The sequence below is a fragment of the Aeromonas sp. ASNIH5 genome (assembly GCF_002902865.1).
GTDB lineage: Bacteria > Pseudomonadota > Gammaproteobacteria > Enterobacterales > Aeromonadaceae > Aeromonas > Aeromonas caviae.
In genome coordinates this window covers 1,967,224-1,981,325 of the sequence record NZ_CP026122.1, presented here as the reverse complement: position 1 = coordinate 1,981,325, position 14,102 = coordinate 1,967,224, and the positions used below count along the sequence as shown (strand labels likewise).

Annotated in this window: 9 protein-coding genes and 1 riboswitch; of the genes, 1 reads left to right on the top strand and 8 read right to left on the bottom strand. The window is 63.2% G+C overall.

The annotated features are described in order from the left end of the window. Positions 1–38: 38 nt before the first annotated feature. A complete protein-coding gene (locus tag C2U30_RS08985) occupies positions 39–2,180 on the bottom strand; it encodes an ExeM/NucH family extracellular endonuclease (RefSeq protein ID WP_045525710.1) in 2,142 nt (713 codons plus the stop codon). A gap of 293 nt (positions 2,181–2,473) precedes the next feature. Next, positions 2,474–2,557, top strand: a riboswitch (cyclic di-GMP riboswitch). Between the two features lie 112 nt (positions 2,558–2,669). Between C2U30_RS08985 and C2U30_RS08980 the strand changes: the two genes are divergently transcribed. Beyond that, a complete protein-coding gene (locus C2U30_RS08980; RefSeq protein WP_442752127.1) occupies positions 2,670–5,708 on the top strand; it encodes a glycosyl hydrolase family 18 protein in 3,039 nt (1,012 codons plus the stop codon). Positions 5,709–6,030: 322 nt separating this feature from the next. On the opposite strand, the gene C2U30_RS08975 is transcribed toward C2U30_RS08980, so the two are convergent. The 7 genes from C2U30_RS08975 to C2U30_RS08945 all read right to left on the bottom strand — a co-directional run bounded on the left by C2U30_RS08975 (position 6,031) and on the right by C2U30_RS08945 (position 13,785). After that, a complete protein-coding gene (locus tag C2U30_RS08975; RefSeq protein WP_042014300.1) occupies positions 6,031–7,266 on the bottom strand; it encodes a tetratricopeptide repeat protein in 1,236 nt (411 codons plus the stop codon). A gap of 11 nt (positions 7,267–7,277) precedes the next feature. Further along, a complete protein-coding gene (locus tag C2U30_RS08970; protein WP_010675477.1) occupies positions 7,278–7,913 on the bottom strand; it encodes an energy transducer TonB in 636 nt (211 codons plus the stop codon). A 16-nt stretch (positions 7,914–7,929) separates the two neighbouring features. Next, on the bottom strand, positions 7,930–8,337 hold the full coding sequence (locus C2U30_RS08965; protein WP_010675476.1) for an ExbD/TolR family protein: 408 nt from the start codon (positions 8,335–8,337) through the stop codon (positions 7,930–7,932). Positions 8,338–8,403: 66 nt separating this feature from the next. Then, entirely contained in the window at positions 8,404–8,931 is a 528-nt protein-coding gene (locus C2U30_RS08960; RefSeq protein ID WP_103243645.1) for a MotA/TolQ/ExbB proton channel family protein, read from the bottom strand. Between the two features lie 10 nt (positions 8,932–8,941). Further along, positions 8,942–10,315, bottom strand: coding sequence for a MotA/TolQ/ExbB proton channel family protein (locus C2U30_RS08955; RefSeq protein WP_010675474.1), 1,374 nt, complete (start codon positions 10,313–10,315; stop codon positions 8,942–8,944). Further along, positions 10,312–11,076, bottom strand: a complete 765-nt coding sequence (locus tag C2U30_RS08950) for a DUF3450 domain-containing protein (RefSeq protein ID WP_010675473.1) — start codon at positions 11,074–11,076, stop codon at positions 10,312–10,314. The genes C2U30_RS08955 and C2U30_RS08950 overlap by 4 nt, the downstream gene beginning before the upstream one ends. Positions 11,077–11,178: 102 nt before the next feature. Beyond that, positions 11,179–13,785: a TonB-dependent receptor plug domain-containing protein gene (locus tag C2U30_RS08945; RefSeq protein ID WP_045525716.1), complete on the bottom strand. Its 2,607-nt coding sequence runs from the start codon at positions 13,783–13,785 to the stop codon at positions 11,179–11,181. Between the last annotated feature and the right edge of the window lie 317 nt (positions 13,786–14,102).

Below are 14,102 nucleotides of genomic sequence, written 5' to 3'. Positions count from 1 at the left end.
ATCGCGGGCTTTGCACCTGGCATCGAGGATGCCGCGTCTTAGCGACGACGCCGCCAGGCGAGCGGCAACAGGGCCAGCAGCAGGGCGCCCATGGCGCCGCCACCCCCCTTGCTCGCTTCCTTGAGCTTGAGGTCGACGATGACGGGGTCGTGGTCCGAGGCGCTGAAGGGGTTGTCCGATTTGATGAGATCGCCGGTGTAGGCGCTGCCATATTCGAACAGGTTGCTCTCGAAGGAGTTGATGTGCCAGTCGGCCACCGCCACCACCTTGTCAGCCAGCGCCGGGTTGGCGAGGGCGTAGTCCAGGGTGCCGAGCTCGGCCTCGTAGCTGTAGGAGATGGCCTTCTCCTGGTTGAACTTGACGTTCAGATCCACCAGGCCGTAACCCTTGGCCACCGTCTGGCCCATCTGTTCATAGGGCTTGTCGCCGATGTAGGTGTGGGAGGCGGAGCGGATCTGGCGCTCCCCCGCGACCGGCGCATAGTCGGTCAGCACCCGGATGGGATCCTCCTTGGCGTAGGAGTTGAAGTCCCCCACCAGCAGCACCTGGCCCGGCATCTTGCTCACCGCCTCCCCCAGCACCTTGGCGGCGCTCACCCGAAACTCGGTGCACTTGCCCTGCAGATCCGCAGGCTCCGTCTTGCCATCCCCGTTCTCATAGCAGCCCGACCCCTTGGACTTGAGGTGGTTGACCACCAGGGTCAGGGGGGCGTCGCTGCCCGCCACGGTGAAGCGCTGGACCAGGGAGTCCCGCTGACCGGCGCTCTTGGTGACGCCGCCCGTGGTGTAGCGCTGCTGGGGCAGGGGGATGACGTCGGCATCCCCGCTCGGGGTGAGCAGGGCGGGGCGGTAGATCATGGCCACCATGATGGCGTCGCCGCCAAAGAAGCGATCCTCCGTGAGCAGGGCCTTGGGCAGGGTGACGAAGGCGTAGTGCTTGCTCGCCTCCTTCTGCCTGGCGTTGAGGCTCTCCACCAGATCGTGGAGGGCGGCGTGCTCGTCAAAGCCGTTGTTCTCCATCTCCATCAGGCCGAGCAGGTCGGCGTCCATCTCGGTGATGGCGTTGACGATCTTGGCGCGCTGCAACTGGAACTCCTCCAGGCTCTTGGCGCCGCGGTTGCAGCCCTTGGTGCTGTCCGCATCCGCCTGATCCGCGCAGAGCACGTTGAGGGCACCCCCCACGCTGGAGTGGCTGGTGAAGTAGTTGAGCACGTTGAAGCTGCCGATGCGAAGGTCAGTGCCATCCAGGCGGGCCGGGGCGCTCTGGCGGTCGTTGTCGCTGGTGCGCAGCAGATCCCCCGCGGTGATGGTCTGATCCCGGGGCACGATCAGGCGGTACTCGTTGTAGCTGTAGCCGACCATGGCCTCCAGATTGATCGGGGCATCGCCGATGCGCAGGTAACCCTGCTCCGGCTCCCAGGCGGGCAGCCAGGGGAGCTTGCCGTCCCCCGCCTTGAAGTCCGACTCGAGGAAGACGCGGTTGCTGGCGTTGGCCTCGGCCAGCGCCACGGCCTCGGGGCTGCTCGCCACATGGAGCTGGGTCGGCTTCATCAGCGGGGCGCCGTGAGCGAGCACCAGGTTGTTGCGCCGGGCGGCATAGTCGTAGCTGAAGTTGCGGCTGATCTTGAGGGCGCTGTCGGCGTCAAGGCGCACTCGCATCCCTTCGTGACGCTCCAGGGCCCGGGCCAGGGTTTCCCCCTCCAGTACCCGCAGCGCCGTGGCGGCCGGGGCGGCGCCCTGGGCCAGGGTTGTCAGGCGCGGCGTGCTGCCGTCAAACAGGGGCTTGAGCTGGGTGTGGCCGTAATACTCCTCGACCTTGGCCTCCAGACAGACCAGGGCGCCCGGCTGGATGTCCGGGTACTTGCTGGCGAAGTTCTTGTCATTGAGGTAGACGAAAATGCCGTCCGACGTCTCGGGGTTGCCGTCCCCCTGCACATCCAGCAGGTAGAAGCCCTTGTTGAGGCTTTCCCCCAGACCCGAGACCACCGCCTTGACCGAGACGCTCTGGGCGCTTTCGAACTGATCGTCCGGGACGAGGGGGCTCTTGTCGCCACTGCCCTGGATGGCGGGGATGGGGGTGAGGGCACTGTCGGCCGGGCAACTGAAGCCGGCGGCGTAGAGAGAGGGGGACGCGAGCGCGAGCCCCACGGCCAGCGACAGCAGGGTAGGTGTTCCTTTCATGGGTATTCCTTTTTTTATTTTTGCCAGTGTTTCCATAGCCTTGGCATCGTGGCCAAGGGCGCGCATTGTCACATTTCTGGCAGCTCTGACCAGTGAACCAACGCACATTATGAGGAGACAAAGGAGCCCATCTGCCATTTTTTGACGTGGCTAACAGTTTGATATTGATGATCTATTTGTCATCAGGTGGGAGCGAAAAGTGTGAGGCCGCCAGCATTCACATATTTTCCTTCGAGAATAAAGATTGAGCAGTGGTCACTTGCTTCCTATACTCGAGCCGTTCCTCACGGAACCCAGGCAAAGGGCAAACCGGCAGTGATGCCGGGACGCAAAGCCTCCGATCTGTCCCATCCGGGCCAGACAGCGGGGTTACCCAGGGTGACTTGAGGGTTTGTGGCCCGTCCATGGCCTGTTGTCGCTCCCTTGTTCCCTGTTGCGATTGCGCTTTTCCCGGTATTGAAGCCAAGACAAAACAAGGAAGATAACAATATGCAACAGATCTTGAGGCCCAGCAGGCTTGCCATGCTGGTCGCCCTTGCGGCCGTCCCTGCCTGGGCGCAGGCCGCTTACCCCGCCTATCAGGCCGGCACCGCCTACAAGTCTGGCGACATCGTCAGCAACGCAGGCGCCCTCTATGAATGCAAGGAATTCCCTTACTCAGGTTGGTGCGGCGCGTCCCCCTATCACTACGCCCCCGGGGTGGGGGTGGTCTGGGCCGATGCCTGGAAGCTGTATGGTGGCGAGGTGCCGCCGCCGGCCCTGGTCGTCGCCATCGGCTCCCCCGCCGTGGGTGCCAGCGTCAGCGAGGGGGCCAGTGTGGCCCTGGCGGTGACGCTGAGCGGCCCGGTCACGGCGCTCGCCCGGGTGGAATACCTCATCGACGGCACCCTGGTCGCCACCGCCACGGCTTCTCCCTGGAGTGCCAGCTGGTCTGCCGCCGGTGCGGGCAATCACGCCCTCAAGGCCCGGGCGCTGGATAAAGACGGCAAGGTGCTGAGCGAGGCGGATTCGAGCTTCAAGGTCGCCGCCGTGGTGGCCCCGGAGGCGCCCAGGGTGAGCATCGCAAGCCCGGCCGCCGGTGCCAGGGTGACCCTGGGCCGCGCCCTCACCGTGAGCGGCAATGTCACCGACGCCAATGACGACGTCGCCAAGGTCGAGCTGTTCGTGAATGGCCAGAAGGTGGGCGAGGACACCAGCGCCCCCTGGCAGCTGAGCTGGACGCCCCAGAACAAGGGGCTGACCGGCCTCAAGCTGGTGGCGACCGACAAGAGCAACCTCTCTGGCGAGTCGGCCCAGGTGGACGTGCAGGTGGAAGAGGCGGCCCTGCCCCCCACCGGCGGCAACCTCTCCTGCGACGTGCGCCAGATCTACCGCGCCGACGGCAGCGAGTGCATGGGGGATGACCACGGCCGCCGCGTCATCGGGTATTTCACCTCCTGGCGCACCGGCAAGAACGGCCTGCCCGCCTACCTGGTGAGCGACATTCCCTGGGACAAGATCACCCACATCAACTACGCCTTCGCGGCGGTGGACGAGCAGAGTCACACCATCAAGGTGGATGACGCCGCCACCAAGCTGACCTGGAACGGAGTGCCGGGCGCCGAGATGGATCCGGAGTTCGCCTATCAGGGTCACTTCAACCTGCTGTCCAAGTACAAGAAGCAGTACCCGGACGTGAAGACCCTCATCTCCGTCGGGGGCTGGGCCGATACCCGCGGCTTCTACGCCGCCACCACCAAGGGCGACTGCTCGGTCAACACCGCCGGCATCAACGCCTTTGCCGACTCGGCCGTGGGCTTCATCCGCCAGTACGGCTTTGATGGGGTGGATATCGACTACGAGTACCCCACCTCCATGAAGGATGCGGGCAACCCCAACGATTTCCCGCTCTCCAACCAGTGTCGCGGCAAGCTCTTTGCGAACTATGAAGTGCTGATGAAGACCCTGCGCAACAAGCTCGACAGCGCCGGCACCGAGGACGGTCGCAAGTACATGCTGACCATCGCCTCGCCGGCCTCGGCCTACCTGCTGCGCGGCATGGAAAACTTCCAGGTCACCCAGTACCTCGACTACGTCAACCTGATGACCTATGACTTCCACGGTGCCTGGAACCACTTCGTCGGTCACAACGCCGCCCTGTTCGACAACAAGGCGGATCCCGAGTTGTCCCAGTGGGGTGTCTACACCCAGGCCCAGTTTGGCGGCATCGGCTATCTCAACTCCGCCTGGGCGGCCCACTACTTCCGTGGTGCCCTGGCGGCGGGCAAGATCAACATAGGGGTGCCCTATTACACCCGTGGCTGGCAGGGGGTCACCGGTGGCACCCACGGTCTGGGTGGCAAGGCGGCGCTGCCGAGCCAGAGCGATTGCCAGCCGGGCACCGGTGGCAGCACCATTCCGTGCGGCAACGGGGCGGTGGGCATCGACAACATCTGGCATGACCTTGACAAGAACGGCAAGGAGATTGGCGGCGGCGCCGTGCCCATGTGGCATGCCAAGAACCTGGAGCACGCCGCTAGCCTCGGCATCACCACCTTGCCGAGCTACGGCCAGGCCTGGGGTCTGGATCCCAACAACCCGGCCCACGTGATGCAAGGCCAGTATGTGCGTTACTACGACGACAAGGCCCATGCGCCCTGGCTCTGGAACGAGCAGAAAAAGGTGTTCCTCTCCACCGAAGATGAAGAGTCCATGGGTCACAAGCTCGACTACATCGTCAAGCGGGGCCTGGGGGGCGTCATGTTCTGGGAGATGGCGGGGGACTATGACTTCGATGCCGCGAAGAACGAGTACGTGATGGGCAGCACCCTCACCAGCCTCGCCTACGAGAAGTTCAGCAAGGCCGACAAGGCGGCCCTGAAGCAGAATGATCTGCCGACGCCGGCTGCCCAGCTCGACATCGGCGTGAGCCTCTCCGGCTTCAAGGAAGGGGACTCCAACTACCCGATCAACCCGACCCTCAAGCTCACCAACAAGTCGACCCAGACCATTCCGGGCGGCACCCGCATCGAGTTCCTGGTCCCCACCTCCACCTCAGACACCATCACCGACCAGAGCGGCATGGGACTGAAAGTGGTGGAGAGCGGTGGCAACCAGAACTCGGACGGCATCGCCAATGAGAAGGACTTCCACAAGGTGGCTCTGACGCTGCCGGCCTGGAAAGCCTGGACGCCGGGCACCGACGTGGAAGTGGCCATGACCTACTACCTGCCGGCCGCCGGCGTGCCGAGCGGCATGCGCCTGATTGCCGGCAGCCAGACCATAGGCCTGAAGTCCGACTTCCCGGCCCTGGCCGAGGCGGTGCTGGGCAGCAGTGGTGGTGGTGACGGCGGCAGCGGTGGCACCACCTGTGCCAGCCAGAACGTCAACCCGGCGGACTACAATGCCTATCCGACCTGGCCGCGCGGGGATCACGCCAATGGCAACGACCGCATGACCAACGGCAAGGCGGTGTGGCAGGCCAACTGGTGGACCAGCAGCGAGCCCAAGACGGGCGATGGCAGCTGGAAGCTGGTGTGCAGCTACTGAGTTGTCCCGGCTGCTGTACCAGCCGCGAGCTCAGAGCGGGCGACGGCAGCTGGACGCTGGTATGCAGTGACTGATGACCTGTTGAAGGGGTTGCCCCCTCCCAACGCAACGACCCAATCCGGAGCCCAGGCTCCGGATTTTTTTGTGCCTTGTATCAGGAGAAGGAGGGGGAAAAGGGCAGGGGCGGTGCCATAAAAAAGACCGCTCCGAAGAGCGGCCAATTGCCACCAAGGCAATCTGCGGGGTGACCCCCTTGTCGATGTGTCGCGGCCCGGATGCCGAGTCGGGGAGATCCCCGCCCCGCCAGCCGGGCCGCGCAGCTTTATTGGGTGACGGCGCCGCCCTGCTGCTCTTTCAAGAAGCTGATCCAGGGGGAAGCACGACCACTGACGTTGCCGTTCTGGGCAGCCTGAGTGAAGGCGGAGAGCGCCTCCTTGGGCTTTTGCTGCTCAAAATAGGCGACCCCGGTCAGGAACTTCAGATCCGCCCGCTGCTCGCCGCTGGCGTTGGCGGCAGGCTTGGCGGCGAAGGCAACCAGATCCTGGTAGCGCTTGCTCTGGATCATCATGCGCGCCATCTTGAGCTGCAGCTCGGCATTGGGGGCCAGCTTGTAGGACTTGGCCAGGGTGTCGATGGCCGGGTCCAGCTCCTTGGCCTGATGCCAGTAGTTGGCGAGCGTCTTGTAGTTGGCCGCGGTGCTCTCGATCTGCCCCTCCTTCATGGCTTTCTCCATCACGCGGGCGGCGCGGTGGGGAATGCCGGCGAAGGCGAGGTAGTTGGCGAGCCGCTGCAACTCGTTGGCTTCGGTCAGCATGCCGAGGTTGTAGGCCCCTTCCAGTGCCGCCAGGGCCTTGGCATCGTTGCCCGCCTGCATGTGCATGGCCGAGAGCTGGGTCCAGTACTTCTTCTTCTCCGGGTAGCGGTCCACCAGGGCGGTCAGCACCTCGGTAGCCGGCTTGTACTGTTTCAGCTCGTAGTGGGCCGCCATCTTCAGCAGGTACCAGGACTCCGGCGCCTTGCCCGCGGAGAGCTTGATCGCGTTGTCCACTGCCGGAATGGCTTCCCTGTACTGCTTGAGCTGCACATGGGCGTTGGCCAGGGTGATGTAGGCGTGCGGGGTCGGCTTCTCGTCCTTGCCGAGGTTTGCGAACCACTCCTTCATGGTGTTGATGGAACCCTTGAAGTTCCCCTCCGCCATGTAGAGCTGGGCCAGGTTGTAGCGCACCTGCTGGGCCACCGGGGGCGGCAGGCCGCCGGTGGCGATGGCGTCGGCGAAGTACTTGGTCGCCTGACCGTACTTCTCCTGCTGCGCCGCCACGAAGCCCAGGGTCTGCAAAATGACCCCCTTGTCGTAGACCCGCTCGCCAGCGCCGGACAGCGCCTCCTGCAGCTTGGCATTGGCCTCGCCGTATTTCTTCTCGGTGATCAACGCCTGGGCCTTGTTGACCGCGCGGTAGGCGCGGTCAGACAGGGCGGGTTGTTCGGCGGCCCAGGTGGCGGTGCTGAGCAGCACCGCCATGGCCACCGGGGCGAGGATCAGGGTATGTAACTTTTTCATCGCCACCCTCCTTAGTTGGTCGCAAACTCGATCTCTTGCTGCATGCGACTGGCCTGCGGCTTGCCGTCCACCATGGCCGGCTTGAAGGTCCACTTGGCGATGGTCTGGCGCGCCGCCTTGCCGAGGTCATAGCTGCGGGGCTCTTCCTTGACGATGCGGATGTTGCTCACGGTACCGCGCTCGGTGACGGTGAACTCCACCAGCACCTTGCCGGACGCAAGACCGGCCAGGGCCGCCTTGCGGGGCATCATGGGCTCGAAGGTCGCCATCGGGATGGCGCCGTTGTTGCCACCCATGCCGCCGCCACCGCCGCCGGTGCTGTAGGCACCCAGGGCGTTGCCGCCACCGATGTTGACCGGGATGTCGAGTTTGGGCATGTCCATGGGGGAGCTGTCCATCTTCGGCCTGTCCGTGCTCGCCACCTCCATCTCGGGCGGGGGCGGCGGGCGTTTCGGGGGCGGCGGTTTGGGCAGTTCCCGTTGTTTCTCTTGCAAGGTCTCCTGAGGCTTGAGGCGGATGAAGTCGGTCATGGTGACGTCCTCCCGCTCCGTCAGCTCCCGGTGATCCGGCGTGATGAGCTTGTTCATTCCCAGGAACAGGAAGAACACCACCACGCAGGAGACCGCTAACGATATCAGGTATCTCATGGCATTCGCTCCGGCATCAGCTGCTCTTGTCGGCGGCGATGGAGATGTTCTGGACACCGGCCATGCGGATCTGGTCCATGACCTGCACCACCAGACCGGAACGGGATTCGCTGTCGGCCTGGATCACCACGGCGCTTTCCGGGTTCTCCGCCCGCAGCCGCTCGATGTTGGCACGCACGGCACCCACTTCGACGATGCGCTTGTCGACCCAGACCTGGCCGTTCTCGCGGACCGCGACCATGATGTTCCCCTTCTTCACCGTCTCGGCCGTGCTGGCGCTCGGGCGGTTGATCTCCACGCCGGACTCCTTGACGAACGAGGTGGTGACGATGAAGAAGATCAGCATGATGAACACGATGTCCAGCATGGGGGTCAAATCGATGGCCGCCTCGTCAGCACCGCTGTCGCTGTGACGTTTTCTCATGGCAAAAACTCCTTGCTTGTTCTGTGCCCCGGCGGGCATGGCCCGGCCGGGGATGTGCATCCTGCATCAGCCGTGTTTCAGGTTGTCTTCCAGCTTCTGCACGGCCAGCTTGGCCTTGTGATCGAGCCGGCTGACAAAAAACAGGCCGGAAAGGGCGGCAATCATGCCCGCCATGGTCGGTACCGTCGCCTTGGAGATCCCCGAGGCCATCGCCCTGGGGGAGCCGGTGCCGGTGATGGCCAGAGTGTCGAACACCTGCACCATGCCCACCACGGTCCCGAGCAGCCCCATCAGCGGGCAGAGGGCGATCAGCACCTTGATGACCGGCATCCCCTTGTCCACCGCCATGGCAACCCGGGAGACCAGCTCGCGGCGGATCTGCCTGGCGGACCAGGAGAGGTGATCGGTGCGGGCCAGCCAGGCCGCCTTGGTCTGCTTCACCTGCTGGGGATAGACCGCCATGAAGTAGAACCAGCGCTCCAGCAGCAGGGCCCACATCATCAGGGTCAGGAAGAACAGGGCGACCAGCACGTCGCCCCCCAATCCCAGAAACCGGCGGACCGACTCGACTTCTTCAATCAACCAGAACCACATGGGTGACTCCTTAGGCTGCGGCTTTGGCGGCGTGCAGACGTTCCTGATAACGGGCAACGAAACCGGCGCTCTGCTCTTCCAGTACCTGGATCAGACGGCGGCTCTGGGTCTGGACGATGGTGTAGAGGAACAGCATGGGCACGGCCACGACCAGACCCTGCATGGTGGTCACCAGGGCCTCGGAGATACCCCCCGCCATCAGCTTGGGATCACCGGTACCGAACAGGGTGATGGCCTGGAAGGTGGCAATCATCCCGACCACGGTACCCAGCAGGCCCAGCAGCGGGGCGACGGAGGCGATCAGCTTGATGAGGCTGATGCCCTTCTCCAGCTTGGGCACGTTGCGCAGGATGATCTCGTCGAGCTTGGATTCCAGATCCTCGATGTTGTCACCCCGGTGATCCTGGTAGGCTCCCAGCATCTCGCCGATGGGGTTGCCCTTGATGATCTGCTCGGATTTCAGTTGCTTGCGCATGGCACCGCCGATGAGGGAGAGACGGGCGCCGCAGAACAGGGCCAGCAGGGTACCGATGACACCCAGCGCCAGGATCACGTAGCCCACGGAGCCACCCTGATCGATGCGCTCCTTGAGGGTCGGCGACTGCACCAGCAGGGAGAGGATCACGCCGCGGGACGGGTCGATGAAGATGGGTTCGACGCTGCCGCCACCCTGTTCAAACTTGGCGACCGGTTCCAGCACCGCGTTCTCGGGCTGGCGGGAGAGTTGCTCGAACTTGCCGGTCTCCGGCACGAAGGTGAGGTACTTGCCTTCGGAGACGGTGTTGAACTCGCCTATCTGGGTCACGGTCTTCTGGGCCTGGTTGCCCTCGCCGTAGACCACGGTGGCCGGGATCTGGCTTACCTTGCCACCGTCGACCATGCGGCTGAGGGTGGTGGTCCAGAAGGCGGTCAGGTCATCGCTGGAGGGCAGCTCCTTGCTCTCGGCCAGGCGAGTCAGCAGGGCGGTCTGCTCGGGATGTTCGACCCGGCGGGCGGAGGCATTGAAGATCCCCTTGAATTCACCGGCGAACTGGCGCAGCACGCCAAACATCTCGCCCATGTTGCCGGAGCGCTGGCGCAGGGTTTCGGTCAGCTCGGTGAGCTGCTTGTCGTTGGCATCGAAGGTGGCCTTGAGCTTTTCGCCCCTGGCGACTTCGGCGGCGAGATCCGCCTTGGCCTTGGCGAGCAGGGCCCCTTGTTCGTTCTTGTCAGCCAGGAAGCGGGCTTCCCGCTCCTTGTTGAGCTGGGATTCGCTGGTGCTGGCGGCCTTGACCTGATTGAGCAGGGCGTTGAGATCCACCGGCTTCTCGGCGGCGGTCACCGGCAGGGTGACCAGGGTAGCGCCCGCGATCAGCGAGGCGATGGCAAGTTTGATTCCTTTCATGATGCTTTCTCCGCAGTTTGAACCGGCAGCTTGATGAGGGCGGGGGGCGCCTGCTTCTTCGCGATGCGAAGGCCTTGTTCAACCGCACTGCGATACTCCTGGGGCAGTACTTCCCACTGGCGGGTCTTCTTGTTCCACATGCCGGTCTCGTTGCCATCCGGGGACTGGTAGAGCAGGGCGATGCGGCCTACGCGCAGGAACTCGTAGGTCTTCTCGTCCCCATCCTTGTCCAGGCTTGCCTTGTAGGCTTCGATGGTGCGGCTGAAGCCCTCCTCGATCTGGTAGGCCTCGAGGATCTTGCGGTACTTCTCGGAGATGGTGACGTCGGCCCGGTTCATGAGATCGGTCAGGGCCGCCACGCGGTCCTCACGCTCCACCTTCTGGAACGGCAGGTCCAGGGAGACGAACTGCTCGAGGGAGTCGATCATCTTGAGCATCAAGGGCACCACTTCGGTGCTGGTCTGGTCGATCTGGGCGATCTGCTTTTGCATGGAGGCGAGTTCGGCGCTCTGGGAGTCGACCATCTTGCCCACTTGCTCGTTGTAGGCGCGCAGGCTGTCTACCTGGCGCAGGGCGGCCTTGTACTGGGCCAGGGCAGACTCGGCAGATTCGGCGTAGCTGTCGATCTTCTGCTGGGAAACTTTGGATGCATTGTCGGTGGCGGCTTGAGCGTCCACGGCCTGACCGGCGGTGGCGGCACTCAGATTGAAGCTGGTCAGCAAGGCAGCCGAAATCAGGCTGCCGAGGAGCGCTTTCTTCATTGTAATTGTCCTTGTTTTCATAGGATTACCCTATCTCCGTAACTTCCTTGGGACCTTGGGCAAAGCCGGCCCGAACGGGCCGGCTTGTGGTTTGCTGGTGGATTAGAACTTCTGGCTGTAGTCGAGGTAGTAGATGCGACCGTCGATGCTGTAGAGCTCGTCGTCATAGGTGAAGCCATCGCTCTCGAGGGACGGGCCCACGTTGAACATGTTCTTCACGCCGACCTGGATCTTGCCGTTCCAGGGCGCTTCCACGCCGACGTTCAGGTTCCAGGTGGTCTGGGACGCGATGTGGCCCACTTCCTCACCGGTATCGGCGATGTAGTCCTGGCTCTGGGAGTCGATGTAGTTCGCGCTCAGGTAGGTATCCATGTTCCACCATTGGGGAACGTTGACACCCACACCGGAGCTGAAGCGCATCTGGGGCAGACCGTTCTGGCCGATCTTGTCGATGACGGGACCACCGGCGTACAGACCTTCCTTGTATTTCAGGATGTAGGTACCGCCCAGGTCATAACGCACGGTGGCGTAGTTCAGGTCGTAGGTGTAATCCACTTTCAGGTCGAGGCCGGAGGTCTCGAGGGTCCCCAGGTTGACCATGGGAGCGATGGCGCTACCGATCTTGCCCTGGCTGTTGCGGGTGATGCTGCTGGAGCTGCCGCTGTTCAGTTCGTCATAGATGAGAGACTGCAGGGAGTTCAGCTGGATCACGTCCTCGATCTTGATGGTGTAGTAGTCCAGGGAGAGGTTCAGGTCATCCACCGGGCTGTAGGCCACCCCGAAGTTCCAGGTGTCCGCGGTCTCTTCCTTCAGATCCTCGTTGGAGGTACGGGTGGTGGTGTACTGGCGGTTCGGGCAGTCTGCCGCGGAGATGCCGTTGGCCTCGCAGTAGACGTAATCCTTCGCCCAGTCGGCGGACTCGGAATCAGCCGAGTAGAGATCGCTCAGGCTGGGGGCGCGGAACGAACGGGACCAGGAGGTGCGCAGCATCAGGTTGTCCAGCGGCTGGTAACGCAGGCTCGCCTTGGGGGAGAAGGCGCTGCCGAAGTCGCTGTACTTGTCGAAGCGACCGGCCACGTTCAGCTCGATCTGCTCGGTGATGGGCACCAGGGACTCGATGTAGGCGGCAGTCACGTCACGCACGCCACCGGAGGAGTTGCCTGCGGAGCCGATGATGTTGCCTGCTTCGGACTGGGCGTCGTACTTGTCGGCATAGACCCAGTCGTTGTACTCGGCACCGGCGTACCAGCTGACCGGACCGGCCGGCAGTTCACCCATGTCCCACTGGACACCGGCGTACCACTGGTAGAAGTCCATGGTGGCGCGGCGGCTGGTGTCGGCAGCCATGGAGGCCGTGCTCTGGGGGTCGAACTCACCACCGACGAACTTGCCGTCGGCGATCGCCTGCTGGGCGGCGGACTTCAGCACGTAACCGGTGCCGTTCTCCTTGTTGTCGGTCTTGGAGTACATGTAGCCGGCGTTCCACTGCATGTCGCCGACGCTTTCGGTGGCGATGGTGCCTTCGAAGCCGAGGTTCATGCTGCCGGTGGTGTCGGTGACATAGTTGTCACGGGGACCGACGTTGCTGAAGCGGTAGTAGGCGTAGGCAGCCTCACCCAGACCCTGGGTGGCGGCGGCATCCAGGCCGTTGTCGGTGAAGAACTGGGCGTTCTTCGGGTTGGCCGGGTCAATGGTGAAGGCACCGGCGGCCGGGGCGAAGCGGCCGAAACTCTCGACCCGGGAGCCGATGATCTGCGGCACGAAGTCCACGTTGTCGTTGATGTGGTAGCGACCGTTTACGTACAGGGTGTCACGGCTGCGGGAGGCCGTGGTGGCCGCGACCTGGCCGTAGTTGAAGTTACAGCCGCCCTCGAAGCCGACGAAGGGCTCCTTGCATGAGCCGTCGGCATTGGTGGCGCCGGCCAGGGGGCCGTATTTCCAGATGGGGTCGCCGTTGGCGTCAAGACCCGTGATCCCCTCCACGTTGCGGCCGTAGGGGCTGGGGGAGTCGTTGCCCTGCTTGGCAAGATAGTCCCGATCGCGACTGTAGATGACGTCCTTCTTGTCGTGCTCGTAGACCGCCATCAGGGAGCCCTTCTCGCCGGCCACCCCTGCCACGATGGAGCCGCTCTTCTCGTCGCCGCCCTCTTCGCTCGGGGAGCCAATGCGGCCCTGGAAGTCCAGCCCTTCGTAGCCCTCTTTGAGCACCACGTTGATCACGCCACCAATGGCGTCGGAACCGTAGATGGCGGAGCCGCCGTCCAGGTTGACCTCGACCCGCTCAACGGCGGCCATGGGGATGGTGTTGAGGTTGATGGAGGTGCCGCCCATGGTGGGGGAACCCGCTACCCGCTTGCCGTTCAGCAGAACCAGGGTACGCTCGGAACCCAGGCCGCGCAGGCCGACGGTGGATTGGGACTGGAAGGAGCTGCCGGAGGCAGGGGAGACGCCGCCAAAGGAGTTGTAGGAGGCTTGCTTGAGGTAATCGGCGACGGTCTGCTGACCGGATTGCTCGATTTTCGCCTTGGTCACGGAGACGACCGGGGTGGAGCCTTCCACATCGACCCGGGAGATCCGGGAGCCGGTGACCTTGATTTTTTGCAGTTTTTCTACGTTCTGGCCCTCTTCGGCCAGGACAGGGGTGGCCACAACTGCCGCGCTCGCCAAGGCAAACGCTACGGCAGCAGAGAGTCTGCTTTTCCTAAGCATCGCTAGTATCCTTCCTGATTGTTTATTGTTTGCTTCCATTACCGCCCTCGTTGGAGCGGTGCGTAAGGCTTATCAAGGTTTGGTGATGGACGTCAAATGGAGCGGCGGGGATGGGGGCGGCAGGGGGAATTAGATGGGAATATGCACTTGATGGAATATTTTTGGCGTTTTATTCCGTAAATGCCGCATCAACTTATGTAAAGATGTTGTTAAGTTCGATTTTTACAATTTTATTGATTATTTTTGAACTTATCGATAAGTCGCTTGTCACTCCAGTGTCGATATCGAGAAAACGGTTTTTTGCAGTATTTTCATCT

What these genes read in the sequence shown, in the direction of transcription:
- C2U30_RS08985 (WP_045525710.1), bottom strand. Translation starts at nt 2,180, where the DNA reads ATGAAAGGAACACCTACCCTGCTGTCGCTGGCCGTGGGGCTCGCGCTC.
- C2U30_RS08980 (WP_442752127.1), top strand. Translation starts at nt 2,670, where the DNA reads ATGCAACAGATCTTGAGGCCCAGCAGGCTTGCCATGCTGGTCGCCCTT.
- C2U30_RS08975 (WP_042014300.1), bottom strand. Translation starts at nt 7,266, where the DNA reads ATGAAAAAGTTACATACCCTGATCCTCGCCCCGGTGGCCATGGCGGTG.
- C2U30_RS08970 (WP_010675477.1), bottom strand. Translation starts at nt 7,913, where the DNA reads ATGAGATACCTGATATCGTTAGCGGTCTCCTGCGTGGTGGTGTTCTTC.
- C2U30_RS08965 (WP_010675476.1), bottom strand. Translation starts at nt 8,337, where the DNA reads ATGAGAAAACGTCACAGCGACAGCGGTGCTGACGAGGCGGCCATCGAT.
- C2U30_RS08960 (WP_103243645.1), bottom strand. Translation starts at nt 8,931, where the DNA reads ATGTGGTTCTGGTTGATTGAAGAAGTCGAGTCGGTCCGCCGGTTTCTG.
- C2U30_RS08955 (WP_010675474.1), bottom strand. Translation starts at nt 10,315, where the DNA reads ATGAAAGGAATCAAACTTGCCATCGCCTCGCTGATCGCGGGCGCTACC.
- C2U30_RS08950 (WP_010675473.1), bottom strand. Translation starts at nt 11,076, where the DNA reads ATGAAGAAAGCGCTCCTCGGCAGCCTGATTTCGGCTGCCTTGCTGACC.
- C2U30_RS08945 (WP_045525716.1), bottom strand. Translation starts at nt 13,785, where the DNA reads ATGCTTAGGAAAAGCAGACTCTCTGCTGCCGTAGCGTTTGCCTTGGCG.